18 protein-coding genes are annotated in these 21,479 nt (G+C 65.1%); 7 read left to right on the top strand and 11 right to left on the bottom strand.

Annotated features, from left to right (window positions below):
- Nucleotides 1-42: 42 nt before the first annotated feature.
- Entirely contained in the window at nt 43-819 is a 777-nt protein-coding gene (locus EAV90_RS01760; RefSeq protein WP_122401146.1) for an SDR family NAD(P)-dependent oxidoreductase, read from the top strand.
- 172 nt (nt 820-991) lie between these two features.
- Here EAV90_RS01760 and mdlC read toward each other — a convergent pair whose 3' ends face one another.
- The 4 genes from mdlC to EAV90_RS01740 form a co-directional block, all read right to left on the bottom strand.
- The gene (gene mdlC, locus EAV90_RS01755) at nt 992-2,614 is read right to left on the bottom strand and encodes a benzoylformate decarboxylase (RefSeq protein ID WP_122401147.1); all 1,623 of its coding nucleotides are present in this window, start codon (nt 2,612-2,614) and stop codon (nt 992-994) included.
- Between the two features lie 175 nt (nt 2,615-2,789).
- Nucleotides 2,790-3,641 carry an HTD2 family dehydratase gene (locus tag EAV90_RS01750; protein ID WP_122401148.1) on the bottom strand — a complete coding sequence of 284 codons (852 nt, stop codon included), beginning with the start codon at nt 3,639-3,641 and terminating at the stop codon, nt 2,790-2,792.
- Nucleotides 3,642-3,655: 14 nt separating this feature from the next.
- The gene (locus tag EAV90_RS01745; protein WP_129142415.1) at nt 3,656-4,756 is read right to left on the bottom strand and encodes a CaiB/BaiF CoA transferase family protein; all 1,101 of its coding nucleotides are present in this window, start codon (nt 4,754-4,756) and stop codon (nt 3,656-3,658) included.
- A gap of 9 nt (nt 4,757-4,765) precedes the next feature.
- Nucleotides 4,766-5,935 (bottom strand): acyl-CoA dehydrogenase family protein, encoded by a 1,170-nt coding sequence (locus tag EAV90_RS01740; RefSeq protein ID WP_122401150.1) that lies wholly within the window; start codon nt 5,933-5,935, stop codon nt 4,766-4,768.
- Nucleotides 5,936-6,060: 125 nt separating this feature from the next.
- Between EAV90_RS01740 and EAV90_RS01735 the strand changes: the two genes are divergently transcribed.
- The gene (locus tag EAV90_RS01735) at nt 6,061-6,981 is read left to right on the top strand and encodes a LysR substrate-binding domain-containing protein (RefSeq protein ID WP_122401151.1); all 921 of its coding nucleotides are present in this window, start codon (nt 6,061-6,063) and stop codon (nt 6,979-6,981) included.
- Between the two features lie 279 nt (nt 6,982-7,260).
- Here EAV90_RS01735 and EAV90_RS01730 read toward each other — a convergent pair whose 3' ends face one another.
- Together EAV90_RS01730 and EAV90_RS01725 are read right to left on the bottom strand one after the other, a co-directional pair.
- Nucleotides 7,261-8,535 (bottom strand): cytochrome P450, encoded by a 1,275-nt coding sequence (locus tag EAV90_RS01730; RefSeq protein WP_122401153.1) that lies wholly within the window; start codon nt 8,533-8,535, stop codon nt 7,261-7,263.
- Between the two features lie 136 nt (nt 8,536-8,671).
- A complete protein-coding gene (locus tag EAV90_RS01725) occupies nt 8,672-9,937 on the bottom strand; it encodes a cytochrome P450 (protein ID WP_122401154.1) in 1,266 nt (421 codons plus the stop codon).
- 309 nt (nt 9,938-10,246) lie between these two features.
- Between EAV90_RS01725 and EAV90_RS01720 the strand changes: the two genes are divergently transcribed.
- Both EAV90_RS01720 and EAV90_RS01715 read left to right on the top strand, forming a co-directional pair.
- Nucleotides 10,247-11,383, top strand: a complete 1,137-nt coding sequence (locus tag EAV90_RS01720) for a YjgN family protein (protein ID WP_174221627.1) — start codon at nt 10,247-10,249, stop codon at nt 11,381-11,383.
- Nucleotides 11,384-11,386: 3 nt separating this feature from the next.
- Nucleotides 11,387-12,499 (top strand): M48 family metallopeptidase, encoded by a 1,113-nt coding sequence (locus EAV90_RS01715; protein WP_122401155.1) that lies wholly within the window; start codon nt 11,387-11,389, stop codon nt 12,497-12,499.
- Here EAV90_RS01715 and upp read toward each other — a convergent pair whose 3' ends face one another.
- The 3 genes from upp to EAV90_RS01700 all read right to left on the bottom strand — a co-directional run bounded on the left by upp (nt 12,500) and on the right by EAV90_RS01700 (nt 15,799).
- Nucleotides 12,500-13,129, bottom strand: a complete 630-nt coding sequence (upp, locus tag EAV90_RS01710) for a uracil phosphoribosyltransferase (protein ID WP_122401156.1) — start codon at nt 13,127-13,129, stop codon at nt 12,500-12,502.
- Nucleotides 13,130-13,296: 167 nt separating this feature from the next.
- Nucleotides 13,297-14,535, bottom strand: a complete 1,239-nt coding sequence (locus EAV90_RS01705) for a URC4/urg3 family protein (RefSeq protein WP_129142414.1) — start codon at nt 14,533-14,535, stop codon at nt 13,297-13,299.
- A 7-nt stretch (nt 14,536-14,542) separates the two neighbouring features.
- Entirely contained in the window at nt 14,543-15,799 is a 1,257-nt protein-coding gene (locus EAV90_RS01700) for a GTP cyclohydrolase II (protein WP_129142413.1), read from the bottom strand.
- Between the two features lie 374 nt (nt 15,800-16,173).
- Here EAV90_RS01700 and EAV90_RS01695 point away from each other — a divergent pair, with 374 nt between their 5' ends.
- A complete protein-coding gene (locus EAV90_RS01695) occupies nt 16,174-17,301 on the top strand; it encodes a threonine synthase (RefSeq protein ID WP_129142412.1) in 1,128 nt (375 codons plus the stop codon).
- 188 nt (nt 17,302-17,489) lie between these two features.
- Here the strand turns inward: EAV90_RS01695 and EAV90_RS01690 are convergent, their stop codons facing one another.
- Together EAV90_RS01690 and EAV90_RS01685 are read right to left on the bottom strand one after the other, a co-directional pair.
- On the bottom strand, nt 17,490-18,302 hold the full coding sequence (locus EAV90_RS01690; RefSeq protein WP_164936730.1) for a DUF2927 domain-containing protein: 813 nt from the start codon (nt 18,300-18,302) through the stop codon (nt 17,490-17,492).
- Nucleotides 18,303-18,449: 147 nt separating this feature from the next.
- On the bottom strand, nt 18,450-19,028 hold the full coding sequence (locus EAV90_RS01685) for a L,D-transpeptidase (RefSeq protein WP_162500139.1): 579 nt from the start codon (nt 19,026-19,028) through the stop codon (nt 18,450-18,452).
- Nucleotides 19,029-19,293: 265 nt separating this feature from the next.
- Between EAV90_RS01685 and EAV90_RS01680 the strand changes: the two genes are divergently transcribed.
- Together EAV90_RS01680 and EAV90_RS01675 are read left to right on the top strand one after the other, a co-directional pair.
- Nucleotides 19,294-20,841 carry an acetolactate synthase large subunit gene (locus EAV90_RS01680; protein WP_164936729.1) on the top strand — a complete coding sequence of 516 codons (1,548 nt, stop codon included), beginning with the start codon at nt 19,294-19,296 and terminating at the stop codon, nt 20,839-20,841.
- 38 nt (nt 20,842-20,879) lie between these two features.
- Nucleotides 20,880-21,398, top strand: a complete 519-nt coding sequence (locus EAV90_RS01675) for a hypothetical protein (protein ID WP_129142410.1) — start codon at nt 20,880-20,882, stop codon at nt 21,396-21,398.
- Nucleotides 21,399-21,479 lie beyond the last annotated feature (81 nt).

Genomic DNA, 21,479 nt, shown 5'->3' with positions numbered 1-21,479 from the left:
TATATGCGCGCAACGCCGCGCGCAAGCGTTTTGGAGTGGACGATGAGCGGAACGTTGCCAACCGGGATGCGGATGACAGGCAAGGTCTGCCTGGTCACGGGCGGCGGCAGCGGCATCGGCCGCGCCACGGCGCTCAGGATGGCGGCCGAGGGAGCCGAAGCGATTTTCGTCGCCGGCCGGCGCGAAGCCGAGATCGACGCCACCGCCTCAGCATGCCGCGAGCGCGGCGTGGAGGCCGTCCCGGTCAAGACCGATATCACGCAGGAGGATGACGTCGCACGGCTGGTGCGCGCGGCCGTCGAGCGCTGCGGCCGGCTCGACGTCGCCTTCAACAATGCCGGGTTCCAGGAGCGCCGCGCGCCGCTGGAAGAGCAGGGGACCGATATCTACGACAGCGTGTTCGACACCAATGTCCGCGCGCTGTTCCTGTGCTTGCGGCATCAATTGCCGGCGATGCTGGCGAAAGGCCGAGGCAGCATCGTCGTCAACGCCTCGGTCAGCGGCATGCGCAATCCCAATCCCGGCTTCTCGCTCTATTCGGCCTCCAAGGCCGCTGCGATCTCGCTGACGCGTTCGGCCGCGATGGAGAACGCTCCGCGCGGCATCCGCATCAATGCGATCGCGCCCGGCCGCGTCGTCACCGACATGATGCTGCGCGCCGGCGTCGGCGATGTCGCAACGGTCGGCGCCGGCCTGCCGCTGCGGCGGATGGGCCGCCCGGAGGAAGTCGCGGAAGCCGTGGTGTGGCTGTCGTCGGATGCGTCGTCGTATGTGGTCGGCCACGTTCTGGCGGCGGACGGGGGATTTTTGGCGTCGTAGTATGTTGGTCGGTGGCACGGCAAACTCGATGTCGTCCCGGCGAACGCCAGGACCCATAACCACAGGACGTAATTTTGCGAAGACAGATAGTTGTTCTGTCCCACGGTACTGATACCTGCGCTGAATCGATAGATCACGCGGTACGGGTCCCGGCGTTCGCCGGGATGACAACTCAGTGCTTTTGCCCGTACAGCACCGGCACCGCGGAATCCACGACGACCTCGACAAGGCTCGTGCCCTCGAACGCCATGCCGCGCTTCAGCGCCTCGCCGAGCTCTGCAGCCTTCGTCACCCGCACCGCATCGCAGCCCATGCCTTCGGCAAGCCGCACGAAATCGATTCCCGGCAGTTCCAGCCCTGGCACGCCCCGCACCTGCATCACCTGGCTGAACGAGCGCATCGCGCCGTAGCCGGAATTGTTGATGACGACGACGGTCAGCGGCAGTTTTCGTTGCACGGCGGTCCACAGCGCCTGGATGGAATACATCGCCGAGCCGTCGCCGATCAGGCAGACGGTGCGCTGCTTCGGCTTGCCCAGCGCCATGCCGACGGCAGCGGGCAGGCTATAGCCGAGCCCGCCGCTCGACATGGTGTAGAAACTGTCCTGGCCGCGCATCGGCAGGAATTTTTGCATTGCCGGCCGGTGCGAGGGCACTTCCTCGACGAGTGATGCGTCTTTCGGCATCGCCAACGACAGCGAGTGCAAGAGGAATTCGACCGGCAGCGGATCGGCAGCCTGCGGCGCCGGCGGCAGCGTGCGGCCTTTTGGCGCCGCGCGTTTGCTCTCCGGCAGTAGGTCGAGCAGCATCGAAAGTGCCGGCTTCATCGTGGCGATGATGCTGGTGCCGACCGGTGTCACCGCGGCGGCATCCGCGTCATCCGTGATCTGGAAGATGGTCGCACCGCCGTCGAAGATCGCGGCATGGCCCTCGACATGGAAGGTGAACACCGGCGCGCCGATCACGACGACGAGGTCGTGCTCGCGCAGCGCGTCGGACAGCTGCGCCGGCGAAGCGTGCAGGAAGCCCGCAAATTGCGGATGCCGCTCCGGGAACGAACAGCGCGCCGAGAACGGGCTGACCCAGACGCTGGCCTTGGCCTTCTCGGCCACACGCACCATCAGATCGACCGCACCGGCGCGGTCGATGCCGGGGCCGACGACGAGGGCAGGGTGCTTTGCGGAGCCGAGCGCTGTGACCAGCGCCCTCATCGCGTCAGGCTCTGGTCCGATCTCCCGGCTCACCTTGCGCGCCTCGATCGGGGTTGTGGCGTGCGCCCAGTCGTCGATCGGGATCGACACGAAGGTTGGCCCGCACGGCGGCTGCATCGCGGTGTAATAGGCCCGCGCGATCGCGGCCGGCACGTCCTCGGGCCGCGCCGGCTCGACGCTGTATTTGACGTAAGGGCGCGGAAACTCCGACGCGCGCTCGGCATAGAGGAACGCCTGCAGCGGCAGGATCGAGCGAGCCTGCTGGCCTGCGGTTATGACGAGCGGCGTCTGGTTGCGGTGCGCGGTGTAGATGTTGCCGAGCGCGTTGCCGACGCCTGCCGCCGAATGCAGGTTGACGAATCCGGCATTGCGCGTCGCCTGCGCGTAGCCATCGGCCATGCCGACCGCGGAGGCTTCCTGAAGCGCCAGCACGTAGTCGATGTCATCGGGCCAGTCGCTGAGGAACGGCAGCTCGGTTGAACCGGGGTTGCCGAACACCCTGTCGATGCCGAACGAGCGCAACAGGTCGAGCGTCGCCTGCTTCACGGTGACGGACTTGCTGCCGGTCTTGCCGTTCTTGGCCATGGTTTCCGTCCCTATTGTTTATGGAAGGTAGCAGCCTCACCCGTCATTGCGAGGAGCTCGCGACAAGATTGCGTTGCAATTTTGCGCTGATGCGACGAAGCAATCCAGACTGTCACCGCGGAAAGATTCTGGATTGCTTCGCTGCGCTCGCAATAGAGGAGGAGGCAGCAGCGTATCACCACACCGCCGTGCCCTTCATCGTCGGCTGTCCTTCCGCGTTCGCGGTCCACAGTTCCATGCCATCAGCGGTCTCGTTGGCGTTGACGGAGAACTCGGTGCCCTCGAACAGCGGCTGGAGCCCGCGATAGGTGAACTTCTTCGGCGCCCTGCCGCTGCGCAGCTTGGCGGCCATCTCGATGATCAGTGCCGCCTGCAGCGGGCCGTGGAAGATCAGGCCCGGATAGCCCTCGACCCTGGTGACGTAATCGCGGTCGTAATGGATGCGGTGGCCGTTGAAGGTCAGCGCGGAATAACGAAACAGCAGCACGGGATCGGAGACGTGGGTCTCGCGATGCTGTGCCCTGGGCGGCGGAGGCGGCGCCTTGGCCGTCGCGGGCGCGCTGCTCGTCATCTCGCGATAAACGATGTCCTGCCGCTCGCGGATGGCGATGCCGCGTGGGCTGGAGATGCTGTGCTCGACCGAGACGAAGCAAAGCGTGCCGGTCGAGCCCGTCTTCACCTGCACGTCGGCGATGCGCGAGGTCCGCGTCGATTCATCGCCGACCCGCAGCGGCTGCAAGAACTCGATCTCGCCGCCGGCCCACATCCGGCGCGGCAGCGGCACCGGCGGCAGGAAGCCGCCGCGGGTCGGGTGGCCGTCGGGACCGAGCATCGACATCGGAAACACCGGCTGCGCCATGCACCAGTGCACCGTGAAGGGTGCGGCATCGCCCGTCTTGGGCTCGCCGACGTCCTGGAACAGCGTCGCGCGCAGGCCCTTGACGAGCTGCGCGGTGACGATGTCGGTGGCCTCGGTGCTGCGCCCGATCCACTGCCGCAAATGATCGATGTCGAGCTTTTCGGTCATGACGCCTCGCTCTGTTACTTCTTGGCTGGTTTCTCGCCGATCGCGGGCACGGCGCCATAGCTGCGTGTCTCGCCGACGATGATCGGCGCCGGCGCAGGATAGCTGACACGGCCGTTCGGCGTATCGATCTCGATGCGGCGCAGATGCGGATGGTTGGTGAGGTCGGCCATGGTGTTGACCTCGGCGAAGGCAATGTCGGCGTCCGACAGCCGCTTCAAGAGCTCGTCGCGCGTCATCCTGCCGAAGATGTCGGCGACGGTCTTGTCGGTGAAGTCGCGGTTGCGCACGCGCTCGACCATGTTGGCGACGCGGGGATCGGCGGGCAAATCGGGCTGATCCAGCACCTTTGTGCATAGCGTCTTCCACTCGCGCTCGCTCTGGATCGAGATCAGAATGTCCTTGCCGTCCTTCGAGGTGAACACGCCGTAGGGAGCGATCGAGGGATGGCGCAGCCCCATGCGCTTGGGCGGATTGCCGGCCTCCGCATTGAGCAGCGGCACGGTGCACCAATCCGCCATCACGTCGAACATGGAGATGCGGATGTCGCAGCCCTTGCCGGTGCGGCCGCGCGCGATCAGCGCTTCCAGGATCGCCGCATGGGCCGTCGCGCCGGTTGCGACGTCGACGATCGACATGCCGACGCGCGAGGCTCCGTCGGGATTGCCGGTAATCGAGGCAAGGCCGCTCTCGGCCTGGATCAACAGATCATAGGCCTTGCGGTGCGCGTAGGGGCCCTCGTCGCCATAGCCGGTGATGGTGCACGAGATCAGCTTGGGATAATCCTTCAGCAGCCGCTCGCGCGAGAAGCCGAGCTTGTCCATCGAGCCGGGCTTGAGGTTCTGGATCAGCACGTCGGCGCTCGCGATCAGCGTCTCCAGCTCGGCGCGGCCTTCCTTCGTGGTGAGGTCGACCACGACCGACTGCTTGCCCCGGTTGAGCCAGACGAAATAGCTGCTCTGCCCCCTGGCCGCCGCATCATAGCCGCGGGCGAAATCGCCTTCGGGCCGCTCGATCTTGATCACCTCCGCCCCGGCATCGGCCAGGCGCGAGGAGCAGAACGGTGCCGCCACGGCCTGCTCGACCGCAATCACCCTGATCCCGTCAAGTGCTCCCATGATGTTGCCTCAGTACGAGCGGGGCATGCCGAGCACATGCTCGGCGACGTAGGACAGCACGAGATTGGTCGAGATCGGCGCCACCTGGTAGAGCCGCGTCTCGCGGAATTTGCGCTCGACGTCGTATTCCTCGGCAAAGCCGAAGCCGCCATGGGTCTGGATGCAGGCATTCGCCGCCTCCCAGGACGCGTCCGCCGCCAGCATTTTGGCCATGTTGGCCTCCGCGCCGCAGTCGAGCCCGGCCTCGTATTTGCGCGTGGCTTCCTTCACCATCAGCTCGGCCGCGCGCATCGAGGCGTAGGCCTTGGCGATCGGGAACTGGATGCCCTGATTTTGCCCGATCGGCCGGCCGAAAACGCTGCGCTCCTTGGCGTAGTTCGTCGCCTTGGCGATGAACCATTTGGCGTCGCCGACGCATTCGGCGGCGATCAGGATGCGCTCGGCATTCATGCCGGAGAGGATGTAGCGAAAGCCCTTGCCTTCCTCGCCGATCAAATTCTCCGCCGGCACCTTCATGTCGGTGAAGAACACCTCCGTGGTGGCGTGGTTCATCATGGTGCGGATCGGGCGGATCTCGAGGCCATTGTTCTTCGCCTCGCGCATGTCGACGATGAACACGGATAGGCCGTCCGTGCGCTTCTTGACCTGTTCCTTCGGCGTGGTGCGCGCCAGCAGGATCATCAGATCGGAATGCTCGGCGCGGCTGGTCCAGATCTTCTGGCCGTTGACGATGTAGCTGTCGTTGCCGTCCTTGCGCGCGAAGGTCTTGAGCGAGGAGGTGTCGGTGCCGCTGGTCGGCTCGGTGACGCCGAAGGCTTGCAGCCGCAATTCGCCGCTTGCGACCTTCGGCAGGTACTTTGCCTTCTGCTCGGCACTGCCGTGCCGCAGCACGGTGCCCATCGTGTACATCTGGGCATGACAGCCGCCGCCATTGCAGCCGGCGCGCTGGATCTCTTCCAGGATCGCGGCCGCAGCCGAAAGCTTCAGCCCCGCGCCGCCATACTCTTCCGGAATCAGCACCGAGAGATAGCCGGCCTCGGTCAGCGCATCCACGAACGCCTTGGGATAGGCCATCTCGCGATCGAGCTTGCGCCAATATTCGCCGGGAAACTGCGCGCAGAGCTTTGCGACGGCCTCGCGAATATCGGCGTAATCTTCGGTGTGGTGTTCTTGACTCATGGCGTTTCCAATTCTTAGCGGCAGTTAAGATAACGCCGGCCAATCCCCTGGCGTTGTGAAAACAACGCCCGCCCCCTATGCTCATTTGTTATAGCGTATGGAGTAGCCTTCCAGGATTGGCAAGCATGGATTTCCGGCAGCTCAGGACCTTCAGTTGCGTGGCGGAGCTCGGCAGCCTGTCCAAGGCCTCCGACACGCTGCGCGTGGCGCAGCCGGCACTCAGCCGGCAGATCAAGCTGCTGGAACACGAGCTGCGCACCGAATTGTTCACCCGCAACGGCCGCGGCATGGTGCTGACCGAGGCCGGGCGGCTGCTGCTGGCACGCACCTCCGGCATCGTGCGGCAGATCGACCAGATCCGCGACGACATCCAGTCGTCCAAAGGGCCGCCGTCCGGGCAAGTCGTGCTCGGACTCGTTCCAACCGTGAGCTGCGTGCTGTCGGCGCGCTTTGCGCGGCGCTGCGTCGAAAAGTTTCCCGGCATCTCGCTGCGCATCGTCGAGAGCTACAGCGGCCATCTCGTCGAATGGCTGCATCGCGGCGAAATGGATCTCGCCATCCTCTACGGCCGCTCGGCTGATCTGCATCTCACCGTGCAGAGCTTGGGCCGCGACAACATCGTCGCCGTCGGCCCGCGCGGCTGCGGCCTTGCGCGCAAGAAGAGCGTCGACATCGGCTGGCTTTTGCGGCAGCGGCTGGTGTTGCCCAGTCATTCCCACGGCCTCCGCGCCCTGATCGAGCACGCCGCCGCCCAGCGCAAGATCAAGCTCAACGTCCAGCTCGAGGCGGACTCCTTCCGCGTACTGACGAGCCTCGTCGAAGAGGGGCTCGGCTTTGCGCTGCTGCCGCCCTCCTCCGTCCACGGCGAGGTCGCGGAGGGGCGGCTGGAAACCGCGCCCGTCTCCAAGCCGATGACGCGCGAGCTCATTTTCGCATCTCCAATCGACCGCCCGGCCTCGACGGCGTCCCTCGCCATCACCGCGCTCCTGCGCGAGGAGGTCGCCGCCTGCCGCAAGGACGGCGTGTGGGACATCAAGTTGAGTTAGATGCCGTGTCGTAGAACAGTTGGGCGTCGCCTTGCCTTCGCATCTGGCGCGAGCTGACATGCCGGAATTTTATAGCTGGGACGCCAGTTCCTGGAGCATTCGGAGCGCGCTCGCCATCTCACCCTCGGCGTCATTGCCCGCGAAGGCGGGCAATCCTGTATTCCAGAGGCCGCGCGGCCAGAATCGAGAAGCCGCGGCGTACTGGATGCCCCGCCGTCGCGGGGCATGACAGCGGAGGTTGAGGAGGCTGGTTTGCCCCAAGGCAGTCCGATGAGGAGCCTACCCCGGAATCCTCACCGGCAGCGCCTCATATCCCTTGATGAAGCTGGAATAGATTCGCTTGGGCTCGCCGACCACCTCGATGCGGTCGAACCGCTTCAGCATCTCCTCCCAGACGATGCGGAGCTGCAGTTCGGCGAGCCGCATGCCGACGCAGCGGTGGATGCCGAAGCCGAAGGAGAGGTGGGTGCGCGGGCGCGGGCGGTCGATGATGAACTCGTTCGGCTTCTCGAACATCTCGTCATCGCGGTTGCCGGAGACGTACCACATCACGACGCGGTCGCCCTTCTTGATCTGCTTGCCGCCGATCTCGGTATCCTGCAACGCCGTGCGCCGCATATGAGCCAGCGGCGTCTGCCAGCGGATCACCTCCGGCACCATGGAATCGATCAGCGCCGGGTTGGCCCGCAGCTTGTCATACTGCTCTGGGTTCTCGTTCAGCGCCAGCACCGAGCCGGTCATGGTGTTGCGCGTAGTGTCATTGCCGCCGACGATGAGCAGGATGATGTTGCCCATGAGATTGTCGGGATCCATGTAGCGCGTCGCCGGGTTGTGCGCCATCAGCGACAGTAGATCGTTGCGCGGCTCGGAGTTGACGCGCTCGTTCCACAGCTTCGACATGTAGGCGTAGCACTCGTCCATCTCGCGGCGGCGTTCCTCGGCCGAGGCGACGATGCCGCTCTTGGGCAGCGCAGTGGAGACGTCGGACCAGCGCGTCAGCTTGCGCCGCTCCTCCCAGGGGAAGTCGAACAGGGTGGCCAGCATCTGCGTCGTCAGCTCGATCGAGACGCGCTCGACGAAATTGAAGGTCTCGTTGCGCGGCAGATTGTCCAGCACGGTCTGCGAGCGCTGGCGGATCAGTTTTGCCAGCTCGTCCAGATGCTGAGGGGTGAACATCGGCGACACCGTCCTGCGCTGCGCCGAATGCCGGGGCTGGTCCATCGCGATGAAGCTCGGCCAGTCGTAGCCTTCCGGCACGTCGCGGATCGAGATGCCGCCGAGCGTCGAGTCCGAGGAGAAGATGCCGTGATTGGTGTCGACATGCATGATGTCGTTGTATTTGACCACCGACCAGTACGGCTCGATCGGCGCGTTGGTGCAGTAATGCACCGGCTCTTCCTTGCGCAGCCGCTCGAACCAGGGCCACAGCGTGTCGTCCTGGAACAGCCTGGGCGCACCGGGGTGGAATTGCGACAATGGCGTCGCATAGGCCTCTTCGCGCGCCCTGCGCAGGCGTTCGGCTTTGTCCACTTTAACCGGCGCTTGGATGTTCATGGTCGTGGCTCCATCGAAGATGCACTCCGGGTGAGGGGGACTCTCTGCGAGTCCGCCTCTCAGCGTATTCGCGGAGAAGAGCCCCTCATCCCGACCCTTCCCCCGTAAGAACGGGGAGAGGGAGTTTTCAGTTCTCTCACGCCGCAATCTTCACCGGCAACGCCTCCAGCCCCTTCACGAAGCTCGAATAGACCCGCCTGGGCTCGCCGACCACATCAATATGGTCGAAACGCTTGAGGATCTCCTCCCAAACAATCTTGAGCTGGAGTTCAGCAAGCCTGAGGCCCACGCAGCGGTGGATGCCGAAGCCGAAGGAGAGATGCGTGCGCGGGCGGGCACGGTCGATGATGAAATCGTAAGGCTTTTCGATCGCCTCTTCGTCGCGGTTGCCCGAGACGTACCACATCACGACCTTGTCACCTTTCTTGATCTGCTTGCCGCGGAACTCGAAGTCGGAGAGCGCCGTGCGCCGCATATGCGCCAGCGGCGTCTGCCAGCGGATCACCTCGGGCACGAAGCTGTCGAGCAGATCAGGATTGTCGCACAGCTTGCGGTATTGCTCCGGATGCTGGCTCAGCGCGAGAATCGAACCCGACATGGTGTTGCGGGTGGTGTCATTGCCGCCGACGATCAAGAGGATGAGATTGCCGAGGAAGTTCTTCGCGTCCATGTCACGCGTGGCGGCGCCATGCGCCATCATCGAGAGCAGATCGCTCTTCGGCGGCTGCGCGATGCGCTCCTTCCACAAACGCGAGAAATACTGCGCGCACTCGGTCAGCTCGGCCTGCCGCTCGTCCTCGGTCGCGACGAGACCCTCGGGCCCGGGAATGGTGGTGGCGATGTCCGACCAGCGCGTCAGCTTGCGGCGGTCCTCCCAGGGGAAGTCGAACAGCACCGCGAGCATCTGCGTGGTGAGCTCGATCGAGACGCGGTCGACCCAGTCGAACACCTCGCCGCGGGGCAGGTTGTCCAGGCACTCGGCCGAGCGCTTGCGGATGTTGATGGCGAGGTTGTCCAGATGCGTCGGCGTGAACATCGGCGCCACGGTCTTGCGCTGCGCCGCATGGCGCGGCGGGTCCATCGAGATGAAGCTCTCGCGGCGCAGATCCGGATCGATGTCGCGGATGGTGATGCCGCCGAGCGCGGAGGCCGAGGAGAACACCGCATGGTTGGTCTCGATCTCCATGATGTCGTTGTAGCGCGTCACCGACCAGTACGGGCCGAACATCGAGTCCTTGCAGTAATGCACGGGATCTTCGCGGCGCAGGCGATCGAAATACGGCCAGAACGTATCCGTCCTGAACAATTCGGGGTCACCCGGATCGAATTGCTCCAGCGGCAATGTCGACGCGCGCTCGCGAAGTGCGTCGAGCTTGGACGCGCTCTCGATGGTCCCATGCATGACCGTTCTCCCTGGGTTCTCCGCACGTCATTTTTGAATTCTGCGCTGCGGTATTTGATTTGCAATTACAGCCGGTCGCCTGCGTCGGAGCAAGGGAGAGTTTTGCCACACCCAACCCTTGCGAGAGGCGACCTGGACCGCAGGGGGATTCGCCAGCGTGATCTCCCGCACGCCCTTGGCCGAGGAATCCTGCAAGAAATCGACTGGAATCGAGGCAAATCGAACCCGACGATCTTGGGGATCGACTAACCTTTGATCTATAGTTTGATCGGATCAGGCCCGCATCCCGAGCTTGCCGCCGTGAACGACATGCAATGGGTGCCCATCGGCTCCGAACCGTTGCCGCCGCCTCTGCCGCCAACGCGAGTCGATTTCACCGGCAATCGCTCTGAGTTCCGCAAATTGGTAACGAAGGGTGCCATGCTGGAGCTCATTACCTTCGGCTTCTACCGGTTTTGGCTGGTCACCGACATCCGCCGTCACCTGTGGTCGAACACTGCGATCGACGGCGACGCCGCCGAATACACCGGGCGGGCCAGGGAACTTCTGTTCGGCTTCCTTGTCGCGCTCGCGATTCTGGTGCCGATCTACGTCGTCTATTTCCTCGTCGGCATCGAGTTCGAGCGCTGGAAGGGTTTTGCCTCGACGCCGCTGTTCGTCTCGTTTTACGCGTTCGGCCAGTTCGCGATCTATCGCGCGCGGCGCTATCGGCTGACGCGCACGGTCTGGCGCGGCGTGCGTTTCTGGATGGACGGCTCCGGCTGGGCCTATTCGTCCCGCGCGATGGCCTGGGGCCTGCTGATGTTCCTCACGCTCGGTCTGGCGCTGCCTTGGCGGGAGGCGTCGCTGGAGCGCTACAAGATGCAGCACACGCATTTCGGCGATCTGCAGGGCGATTTCGACGGCGATGGCTGGGAGTTCTTCAAGCGCGGCTGGTGGCTGTGGCTTCTCACGCCGCTCGCGCTGCTCTTCTTCCCGGCTGCGCCGTTCCTCTATGCCGAGTTCAAGGCGCGCGAGTGGCGCTGGTGGCTCAACGGCATCCGCATCGGCGACGTCGGCCTGTCCTCGGATTTGCCGCACCACGCATTCTACGGCCTGTACTGGAAAGTGATCGGCTGGTGGTTGTTGCTGACGATCATATACGGCGCCTATCTCGGTGCTGCCATCGCGATCACCGTCAAGCTTGACCTCGCGCCGTCGGCGCAGGGCGCCGCGCCTGGGGTGAACATCCCGATGCTGGTGGTGACGGTTATCGGCTATTTCGCCCTTGCGCTCGGCGCCAACATCGTCATGCGCGTCTATCTCCAGCGCGATCTCTGGGCCAAGGTTCTGGAAACCGTCGAGGTGCACAATATCGGGGCTGCGGCGGATGTGCGCGGCAGCGGTCAGCTTGCAAGCGCGCTCGGCGAAGGTTTTGCCGACGGGCTTGATGTTGCGGGATTCTGAGCTGTGACGGATGTGTTTGCCGAGGCGCCGGCACAATCTAGGAAGCCGACCATCTTCTTCGACGGCGTGTCGAGCCGCAAACGGCAGGTGATGCTGACCCTGGCTGATGGGCTCGAAATCGTCGAGGAGGACGGAGCGCACGTGCGCTGGGCCTACGCCAACATTCGCCGCGCCGATAGCCCGGCTGGCGTTTTGCGGCTGGCCTCGACGTCGGCACCGCCGCTGGCGCGGCTCGAGATCCGCGACGCCGCCCTCGCCGCCGACGTGACCGCCCGCTGCATGCGTCTCGACGAACATCAGACGTCGCGCCGCGGCATTGCAAAGATCGTCGGCTGGTCGGTCGCCGCCGCCGTCTCCATCGTCTGCGTCGTGCTGTTCGGCGTGCCGCTCGCCGCCGACCGTCTCGCTCCGCTGGTGCCGAAACCCGTCGAACGGCGCATCGGCGACGCCGCCGAAGTGCAGATGAAGGCCATCTTCGGCCGCGGTGTGTGCGAAGATCCCGCGGGCAAGGCGGCCTTCACCAGGCTCGTCAACCGCCTGCGCGATGCGGCCGGCCTCGACGACGATTCCATGACGGCCGGCGTGCTGCCGACCGCGGTGCCGAACGCGTTCGCGCTGCCGGGCGGCAAGGTGTTCGTGCTGAAGGGCCTGCTCGACAAGGCCGAGAGCCCTGACGAGCTCGCCGGCATCCTCGCCCACGAGCTCGGACATCTCAAGCATCACGACAACATGCGCGGCCTGCTCTACAACGGCGGCACCTCGTTCCTGATCGGACTCTTGTTCGGCGACGTCACCGGCTCGTCGGCCGTGATCTTCGCGTCGCGCAGCCTGGTCGAGGCCTCCTATTCGCGCGAGGCCGAGGCTGCCGCGGATACGTTTGCGATCGAGATCATGCATGCGCTCGGCCGCTCGCCGAAGCCCGCGGCCGAATTGATGTTCCGCATCACCGGTAAGGAAGGCGGCTCCACGCTCACGACGATCCTCGCCAGCCACCCGCTGACCGAGGACCGCCTCAAGCGCATGAGCAGAGAGGATCGGCCCGCCAGCGGCCCGCCGCTGCTGACTGACAAGGAGTGGCGGGCGCTGAAGGGCATTTGCGGCAGCGGGAAAGTTTAGCTATCGCGTCCCGTAGGCGCGGTCGCCGGCGTCGCCGAGGCCCGGAAGGATGAAGCCGTTCTCGTCGAGACCTTCGTCCACCGCGGCTGTCCAGATCGGCACATCGGGATGCAATCCACGCAGCCGTTCCAGCCCTTCCGGCGCTGCGATCAGGCAGGCCAGGCGAATGTCCCTGGCGCCGCGCTCCTTCAGCCGGTCGATGGCGGCGACAGCCGTGTTGGCCGTGGCGACGACAGGCGTCACCACGATGGCGAGACGCTCGCCGAGATCCGACGGCGATTTGAAGAAATACTCCACCGCGGCAAAGCTGTGCGGCTCGCGATAGAGTCCGATATGAGCGACGCGCGCGGTCGGCACTAGGTCCATCATGCCGTCGACGAAGGTGGTGCCGGCGCGCAGCATCGGCACGAACACCAGCTTCTTGCCGGCGATCTTGGCCGAGTGCATCGTCGACAGCGGCGTCTCGATGACGGTGTCGGCGAGCGGCAGGTCGCGCGTCACTTCGTAGCACAAGAGCATGCCGATCTCCTTGATCAGCTCTCGAAACGACTTGGTCGAGATGGACTTGTCGCGCACCAGCGTCAGCTTGTGCTGCACCAGCGGATGATCGACGATCGTGACGCCTTCCATGATCGAGATGCCTTTCTTCCTTCTCCCCTTGTGGGATGAGGCGGCGCGCAAGCGCCGGATGAGGGGTATCTTTCCGCGAACTCCAAATGAGAGATGTGCCCCCGGAGACATACCCCTCATCCGGCTTCGCTTTCGCGAAGCCACCCTCTCCCACAGGGGGAGAAGGTTTAAAACACAGTCCCGTCGCTGATCACCTTGAGCGGCGGCGAACCATCGGGGCGGCGCGCAAATGCGATGGCGCGCCCCGCGGCCCAGCTGCCGCCTTCCAAAATACTGGCGAGTGGCAAGGTTTCAGGGGTGCGACCGAGCTTGGCGCGCACCAGTTCGGCAAGACGATCCAGCAGCGCAACCGTCAGCGCGCGCCATTCCACGACGAGCAATGAATCCACCGTATGCGCACGCTCGGCATCCGCGGCATCGCGCAGGCGTAGCACCTCGTGATCGACGAACAGGCCGCCATTGCGGTATTCGGCAAGGCCGGTCAGCCCGTCGATGTCGGTGACGGCAAATCCGGCGCGCTGCAGCGGCTCGATCAGCGAATAGCTCAGCCATTGCGACAGCTTGTGCAGCGGCACGAGCCCGGCCGTTTCGTCGTCCGCCTTGATCGCCGGATGGCGCCAGCAATCGCCGAGCGGGACGCCCGCGACCTCGAGCCGTGACGGCCAGATCAGACCGAGCTGGTTCAGCACCGCCGACAGAATGGCGGGCGCAGCGACGGCACCGCCGACGGCTTGCGCCGCGATGTGATCGAACAGGCCGCCCGGCCGCGGCGTGTCGTGCAGGCCGAACACGTCCGCGCGCTCTGCTACCAGCTTGCCCAGATGACGCAGCAGATCGGTGCGCCCCTCCAGGCCGAGCAATGGATTGGCGTCCGTCACTTGGAAAGCGGATGTGAGTGAGGTGAGGGGCAGTTTCGCGAGCACCTCCGCGTCGACCCTGAACGGCGTCCGCGCATCGCGCGAAAAGAGCCCGTCTGCAAACATGTCGAGGCTTGCGATGGCGAGCCCCTCGGAGCGGCCGATGCTTTTGCCGGTCAGCGCGTCGCGATAGCGCCACGCCGCACCCGCGCCGGCATCGAGCAGCACGCTGACGATCGCAAGATCGAATTCGGAGCGCGCCCGCGCGGCGCGATCGGGCCATGATGCTGCCCCGGCAAGCTGCGCCCAGCGATCGACGCCGCCGAGCACAAAGTGGCGCCAGCGCGCATGGAACGGAATGTCCAGCGTCGGATAGGCTGTTCGCGTCACCGCGAGCACGGCGTCCGCGACGCCATCCATGCGGTCGAGGTCGATCGTGAAATGCTGGAGTCCGCCGGCGAGGCCAAGCTCGAGCATCTGCCCCGCCCGCGCGCGCACCGCGTTTGCGGAGAGTAGCGAGCGTGCCTGCAATTCCAAAGCGTCCGCCATCACGCGATCAGTATTTTTCCAGCGAACGGCCGACCACGCCATCGATGTCCTTCTCCGGCGCGATGTCGGTCGAGTAGTAGCCAGCGGCCTTCTTCGCGGCGATCTCGACATAGGCGTCGGCCGGAATCAGCTCCGGCGGGATCGGCACGCGCTCGACGATGTCGATACCTTGCGAGGTCAGCGCGTCGTATTTCATGTCGCTCATCGACAGGAAGCGGTCGATGCGCTTCAGGCCCAGCCAGTGGATGGTGTCGGGCATCAATTGCTGGAAGCGCGCATCCTGCACGCCGGCGACGCATTCGGTGCGTTCAAAATAGGCCGCGGCGGCATCACCGTCCTCCTGGCGCTTGCGCGCGTTGTAGACCAGGAATTTGGTGACCTCGCCGAGCGCGCGGCCCTCTTTGCGGTTGTAGACGACGAGCCCGAGCCCGCCCTCCTGCGCGCCGCGCGCGGATTCCTCGATGCCGTGGATGAGGTAGGGACGGCAGGTGCAGATGTCGGAGCCGAACACGTCGGAGCCGTTGCACTCGTCATGCACGCGGCAGGTGATCTTGGTGCGATGGTCCGGCAATTTTGTCACATCGCCGAACAGGTAGACGGTGGTGCCGCCGATCGGCGGCAAAAACACTTTCAAGTCCGGACGCGTCACGAGCTCGGGGAACATGCCGGCAGTCTGCTCGAACAGCGTGCGGCGCAACTCGGTCTCGCCGGTGCCGAAGCGGGCCGCAAGGCCGGGCAGATACCAGACCGGATCGATCGCGATCTTCACCACCGACACGCTGCCATTGGCATGCACCACCTCGCCGTCGGCGCGCAGCCGTTTTGCGGTCAGCGCCTCGCGGATCTCCGGCAGGTCCAGCCGCGCCCGCGTCACCGCGATGTTGGGGCGAATGTCGACGCCTTCGGCGATCTCCTGGCGGAAGTTTTCGGCGACGAGATGCCCCCAGGGATCGAGCGCAACGATCTTGGTGGGATCGCGCCATTGCTCGAACGGCCCGATGATTGCGGCCGGAAAAGTGTTGGTCAGGTCAGGGCGCCTGATGGGATCGAGCGCGCCGGCGGAGACGGCGAGCGCGCGGTACATCGCGTAGGACCCGCCATGGCTGCCGATCACGTTGCGATCCCCGGCGCGCGACACTGTGCCTATGATTGGCCCACGGGCGCGCGCGTCCGCAGCACCCCAATGGATCGGAAAGGCGGCCTTCCTGCCGGGCTCCGGATGGGAGGTCAGGCGGATGTGGTCGGTACGGTTTGCACGGCTCATGTCCAGGCTCCCAAAAAGCCAACGGCCCGCCGCTCGGACGGGCCTGGCTCGCTTGCGCAGCATGGCGGCGACGCAAGCTCAATCCAATATATTGTAGCGGCCAGCGACGACAGACAAGTTAATCGTGCCGGGCGGGCAGGGCCGCTTGCCACCAAATTCCCGACAGCAATGGGCCTGCAGAGTCCGCCTTCAGCGCCAGGCGCTCGCGCTGGCCGGGCTCGCCGATCTGCCGGCGCGATCGCCTTAAGCAATTGAAATATTTCTATATTTCATCTTTTCAAGGGGGCTATGCATCGTTTCGCTCGGCCAGCGTCGAATCCCGGACTAAAGGTCTCATTGGCCCAATCGCATTCGTCCTTGTCCTGGAGACCCCAATGCCCACCGCCAGCTATATCGACCCCCGCAACGGACAGCTCTATCCGCTCGACCAGCCGCGCTGGTGCTCGGACGAGCGCACGCCACTGCTGGTGACGCCGGGGACCGGCATCTCGCGCGAGGAGATCGAAGGTCGCACGCGCTCGCTCTGGCGCTACCGGGCGGCGCTGCCGGTTGCGATCAAGCAGCCGATCACGCTCGGCGAAGGCTGCACGCCGCTGGTCCAGCAGGGCTGGGGCGAGCTGCGCCCGTTCTTCAAGCTCGAATGGTTCAACCCGACCGGCAGCTTCAAGGACCGCGGCTCTGCCGTGATGCTGTCCTTCCTGCGCCAGATCGGCATCTCAGCCATTCTGGAAGATTCATCCGGCAATGGCGGCTCGTCGATGGCGGGGTTGGGCGCCGCCGGCGGCATGCGCGTGAAGATCCTGGCGCCGGCCTCGACGTCGCCGGCCAAGATCGCGCAGGTCCGCGCTTACGGCGCGACGGTGCAACTCGTCGAAGGGCCGCGCGAGGAGTCGGAAGCCGAGGCCATCCGCCAGTCGAGTCAGACGTTTTATGCCAGCCACAACTGGCAGCCGTTCTTCCTCGAAGGCACCAAGTCGCTCGCCTACGAGATCTGGGAAGATCTCGGCTTCCGCGCCCCCGACAACATCATCGTCCCCGTCGGCGCCGGCAGCAGCCTGCTCGGCTGCGCCTTCGGCTTCCGCGAGCTCCTGAAAGCCGGGCAGATATCGAAGCTGCCGCGCCTGTTCGCGGCGCAGCCGCTCAACTGCTCGCCGATCGATGCGAGTTTTCAGGCCGGCGTCGACACGCCTGTCGCGCGCGAGGTCAGTAAAACCATCGCCGAAGGCACCGCGATCAAGAACCCCCTGCGCCTGCGCGAGATCATCGCCGCTTTGCGCGAAAGCGGCGGCGGCACGGTCGCGCTCGCCGAGGATGAGATCGTCGCCGCCCTGCGCCGTCTTGCGCGGCAGGGGTTGTTCGCCGAGCCGACCAGCGCGAGCGCGGCCGCGGCGCTGGAAAAGCTGTCCGCGGCCGGATTGATCAAGGCGAACGAGACCACAGTGGCAGTCCTCACCGGCACCGGGCTGAAGGCCGCGACCACCGTCGCGGATCTCGTGCAATAGGGCGGAGAGGTGCTGCTTTTCCTTCTCCCCTTCTGGGAGAAGGTGGCGCGAAGCGCCGGATGAGGGGTTCCATCCGCGAATTCAGTTGAGAGTGAGTCTGCGGAGACAACCCCTCAGCCGCCTCGCCGCTACGCGGCGAGCCACCCTCTCCCACAAGAAGGCACAAGAAGGGGAGAGGGAAGAGCGCCTCACTCCTTCAGATCATTCACCTGCCTCACCCACGCGCGCACGTCGGTGAGCACGGCGGGCAGCACGGCCTTGACCTCTGCCACGGTCATGCCGGCCTTGATGCGGGGATCGTACAGCAGGTTGAGGAGGTACTGGTCGTAGACGTCGAAATAGCCCATCGAGACGTTGTCGTTGAACATGGTCCAGGGCACGCTCGCGGTGTCGTTGATGGGCCCGAGCGATTGCAGGAGCTCCTCATAGGCGCAGTCGAGGAAGACGAAATCGCCGTTGTCGACGGTGAGGATGACGTCGGAATGCTCGATCTCGAAATTGTCGTTCTTGCGGAATCCGGACAGGCATTGCGGATCGAGCGAGGAGCGGATCTCGCGCGCCTTCTCCACGCCGTAGAAGCTCGAGATGGTGCGGAACAGATCACGGTCGCGCACCAGCTTCACCCGTACATTCGCCGCTTCATTGGTGTCGATCATCGCGATGTCGAGATGCTGCACGCGCTTGCCGATATCGGCCACGACTTTTGCGAGCTGTGCCTTGCGGTCGGCGCGGTCGCTCTCGGCGTAGACGCGCACCGGACCGTCGAACTTGCGGATGCGGTCGACGCGGCCGGCCAGGTGGTATTCGGCGCCGAACGCGGTCTTGAAAAAACCCTCGACGATCTCGTTGTCGGTGAAGCTCTTCTTCTCGGCGCGCTGGCGTGAAGCGATCGCGGGCAGTTCGCCCGCGGCCATGGTAGCGGTGTCAGGCACGCAGGTGAACGTTGCGAGCGCCAGCAGGGCGACGCGAAGGCCGGGCGAGGGCGGGTCCAATGCGCTCATCGTTGTGCAACGCTGCCGTATTCGCGACGCGCACACAAGACCGCAAATACACGCGCCCGCAATCGCGGCCGCCAGAGTGGTGGGCACACGGCGGATCCGCGTTCGCGCGATCCGCCGGCTTTGCCCACCCTGCGGACTGGCTGCCGGTTAGTTATTCAGCACCACCACGGTGGTGCCGACCGAGACGCGGCTATAGAGGTCGGTGACGTCGTCATTGGTCATGCGGAAGCAGCCCGAGGACACGGCCTGGCCGATCGTCTCCGGCTCGTTGGAGCCGTGGATGCGATAGAGCGTCGAGCCGAGATACATGGCGCGGGCGCCGAGCGGATTCTCGATGCCCCCCTTCATGTGGCGCGGCAAGTCGGGCCGGCGGGCCAGCATTTGCGACGGCGGCGTCCAGTCCGGCCATTCCTTCTTGGCGGTGATCTTGTGTACCCCGCCCCAGCGGAAGCCATCGCGGCCGACGCCGATGCCGTAGCGCAGCGCCTGGCCGTTCTGGAGCACCAGATACAGCCGGCGTTCGGCGGTGTTCACCACGATCGTGCCGGGCGCATAGTTGCCGTTATAGATGACGGTGGAACGGGGGATCGGGCTCGCGCCGCCGCGGAAGAAGTTCGGGCCGCCGCCCATGATGTCCCGGGAGTCGAACTCCTCGGCGAGCACGCCGCCGGTCGCGGCGGTCAAGAGTACGATAGCGGCGATCGGCGCGGCAAAAAACCGGATCATGTTTCCCCCGAAAAAAATCTCTTCAACAAAGGCCAGAGGCCATATTCGCGAGGGTTTCGCAAGCCACGGCCCCGTGAGGGGCGCCATGCTTAACGAATGGCGTTACCAAATCGGCAACCGCGCCAATTTGCCGGAAAGCGTTAGCCAAACCAGCTCATCCACGCGCGGGGCAGGGCCGCGATGGCCGCTATTGCTTTGACGGGGCCTGCGAACAATGATTGGTCGGATGGATCACTCGAAATCGCCGGTTACGGGAGCAGAAAGAATGAACGGTGCGGAAAGCCTGGTGCGGACGATGGTCAAGGGTGGGGTCGACGTCTGCTTCACCAACCCCGGCACCTCCGAGATGCATTTTGTCGCGGCGCTCGACCGCGTGCCCGGCATGCGCTGCGTGCTCGGCCTGTTCGAAGGCGTGGTGACCGGTGCCGCCGACGGCTATTTCCGCATGAAGGGCGCGCCGGCCTCGACCCTGTTGCATCTCGGCCCCGGCCTCGCCAACGGCCTTGCCAATCTGCACAATGCCAAGAAGGCGAATTCCGGCATCGTCAATATCGTCGGCCAGCACGCCGTCTACCACATCGGCTACAACGCGCCGCTGACCTCGGACATCGAGGGCCTGGCCCGGCCGATGTCATCCTGGGTCCGCACCTCGCCGGATGCCAAATCGGTCGCCGCCGACGGCGCCGCGGCCATTGCCGCCGCCAAAAGCGCGCCGCCGCAGATCGCGACCCTGATCCTGCCCGCGGACACTGCCTGGAACGAGGCCGACGGCATCGCCGAGGTTCCGGCCGAGCGGCAGCGCGCGAGCTACTCGCCGCAGGCGGTCGACCTAGCCGCAAGAATCCTGCATGGCGACGGCGAAGGCACACTGCTCCTGATGACCGGCAGCGCCTTGAGCGAGCAGGGTCTGGCGCTGGCCGAGCGCATCGCCGGCAAGACCGGTTGCACCGTGATGGGCCCGACCTTCCGTCCGAAGATGGCGCGCGGCCGCGGCCGTTTCTCGATCGACCGGATCCATTATGTCATCGACCAGGCGCTGCCCATGCTGGCCAGGTTCCGTCACATCGTGCTGGTCGAGTCCGATGATCCCGTGGCGTTCTTCGCCTATCCGAACAAGCCGAGCATGCTCAAGCCCCAGGGCTGCGAAGTGCACCACATGACCTCCTGGGGCGAGAATTCGGTCGCGGCGCTGGAAGCGCTTGCCGGCGCTGTCAAGGCCAGCGCCAAGGACGTCAAGCCGCAGGCTTTGCAGGAGCTGGTCAAGCCGACCGGCGCGCTCACCTTCGCCTCGATCGCGCAGGCCATTGCCTGTGCGATCCCCGAGAATGCGATCATGGTCGACGAATCCCTGACCACCGGCCGCGGCTTCTTCCCGCCGACGGCGGCGGCCGCCCCGCACGACTGGCTCCAGAACATGGGCGGGTCGATCGGCTTCTCGACGCCGCTGTCGATCGGCGCGGCGATCGCCTGCCCGGACCGCAAGGTGATCACGATGGTCGGCGACGGCAGCGCGATGTACACGATCCAGTCGCTGTGGACGCAGGCGCGCGAGAACCTCGACATCGTCACCATCGTCTTCGCCAACCGCATCTACCAGATCCTCCGCGGCGAGTTCGACAATGTCGGCGCCGGCGAGCCCGGCCAGCGCGCCAACGACATGCTGCGCCTGGATCGTCCGACGCTGGATTTCGTGGCGCTGGCCAAAGGTATGGGCGTGCCCGGCCGAGCCGTCACCAATGCCGACGAGTTCAACAAGGCGTTGGCTGAGGCCGTCGCCGAGCCCGGCCCGCGGCTGATCGAAGTCCAGATGTAGGGCGCCAACAGACAGAGCGCCGTGAGCCCGGAGGCACGATGCAGACCGAGCTGAACAAGGTGATCGCGGCGCTCAGGGACGTCTACGCCTACGAGGGTTTCCTGTTCGAGAAGGACGCCGGCGAGCGTGCAGTGACGCACCGCTTCGCCGTGCATCTGGAAAAGCAGTTTCCGGGCTGGTCAGTCGACTGCAACTACGACCGGCTCGGCGAGCGCACGCTGCACCTGCCGCACGGCACCATCATCTCGACCGACGATCATCTCGGCAAGTCGATCTATCCCGATGTCGTCGTGCATCAGCGCGAGATCCCGAACAACCTGCTCGCGCTTGAGATCCGCAAGGCGAGCAATCACACGCCGCTCGATCACGATCAGCACAAGCTGCGGGCGCTGACCGATGTGCATGTCTGGTTTCCCTACTGGATGGGTGTTCTCCTGGTGCTGGACAGGCACCATGTGACCATGTCGGAGGTCTATGTGAGTGGCATTGTCGATCAGCCGCTGTCACTCTGGTTCGCAGCGCGGGTTGCGGAGAGTGGTCTTGGGGCTGCGCATTGAAGCATGATCCGGAAAAGTGCGAAGCGGTTTTCCGGAAAGATCATGCGTAAACAACAAGCTAAAGCGCGATGACGATTCATC

Origin of the sequence: Bradyrhizobium vignae (assembly GCF_004114425.1) — a bacterium.
Taxonomy (GTDB): Bacteria; Pseudomonadota; Alphaproteobacteria; order Rhizobiales; family Xanthobacteraceae; genus Bradyrhizobium; species Bradyrhizobium vignae.
The sequence above is the reverse complement of the archived record's forward strand: the minus strand, read 5'-3'. Positions and strand labels throughout refer to the sequence as shown.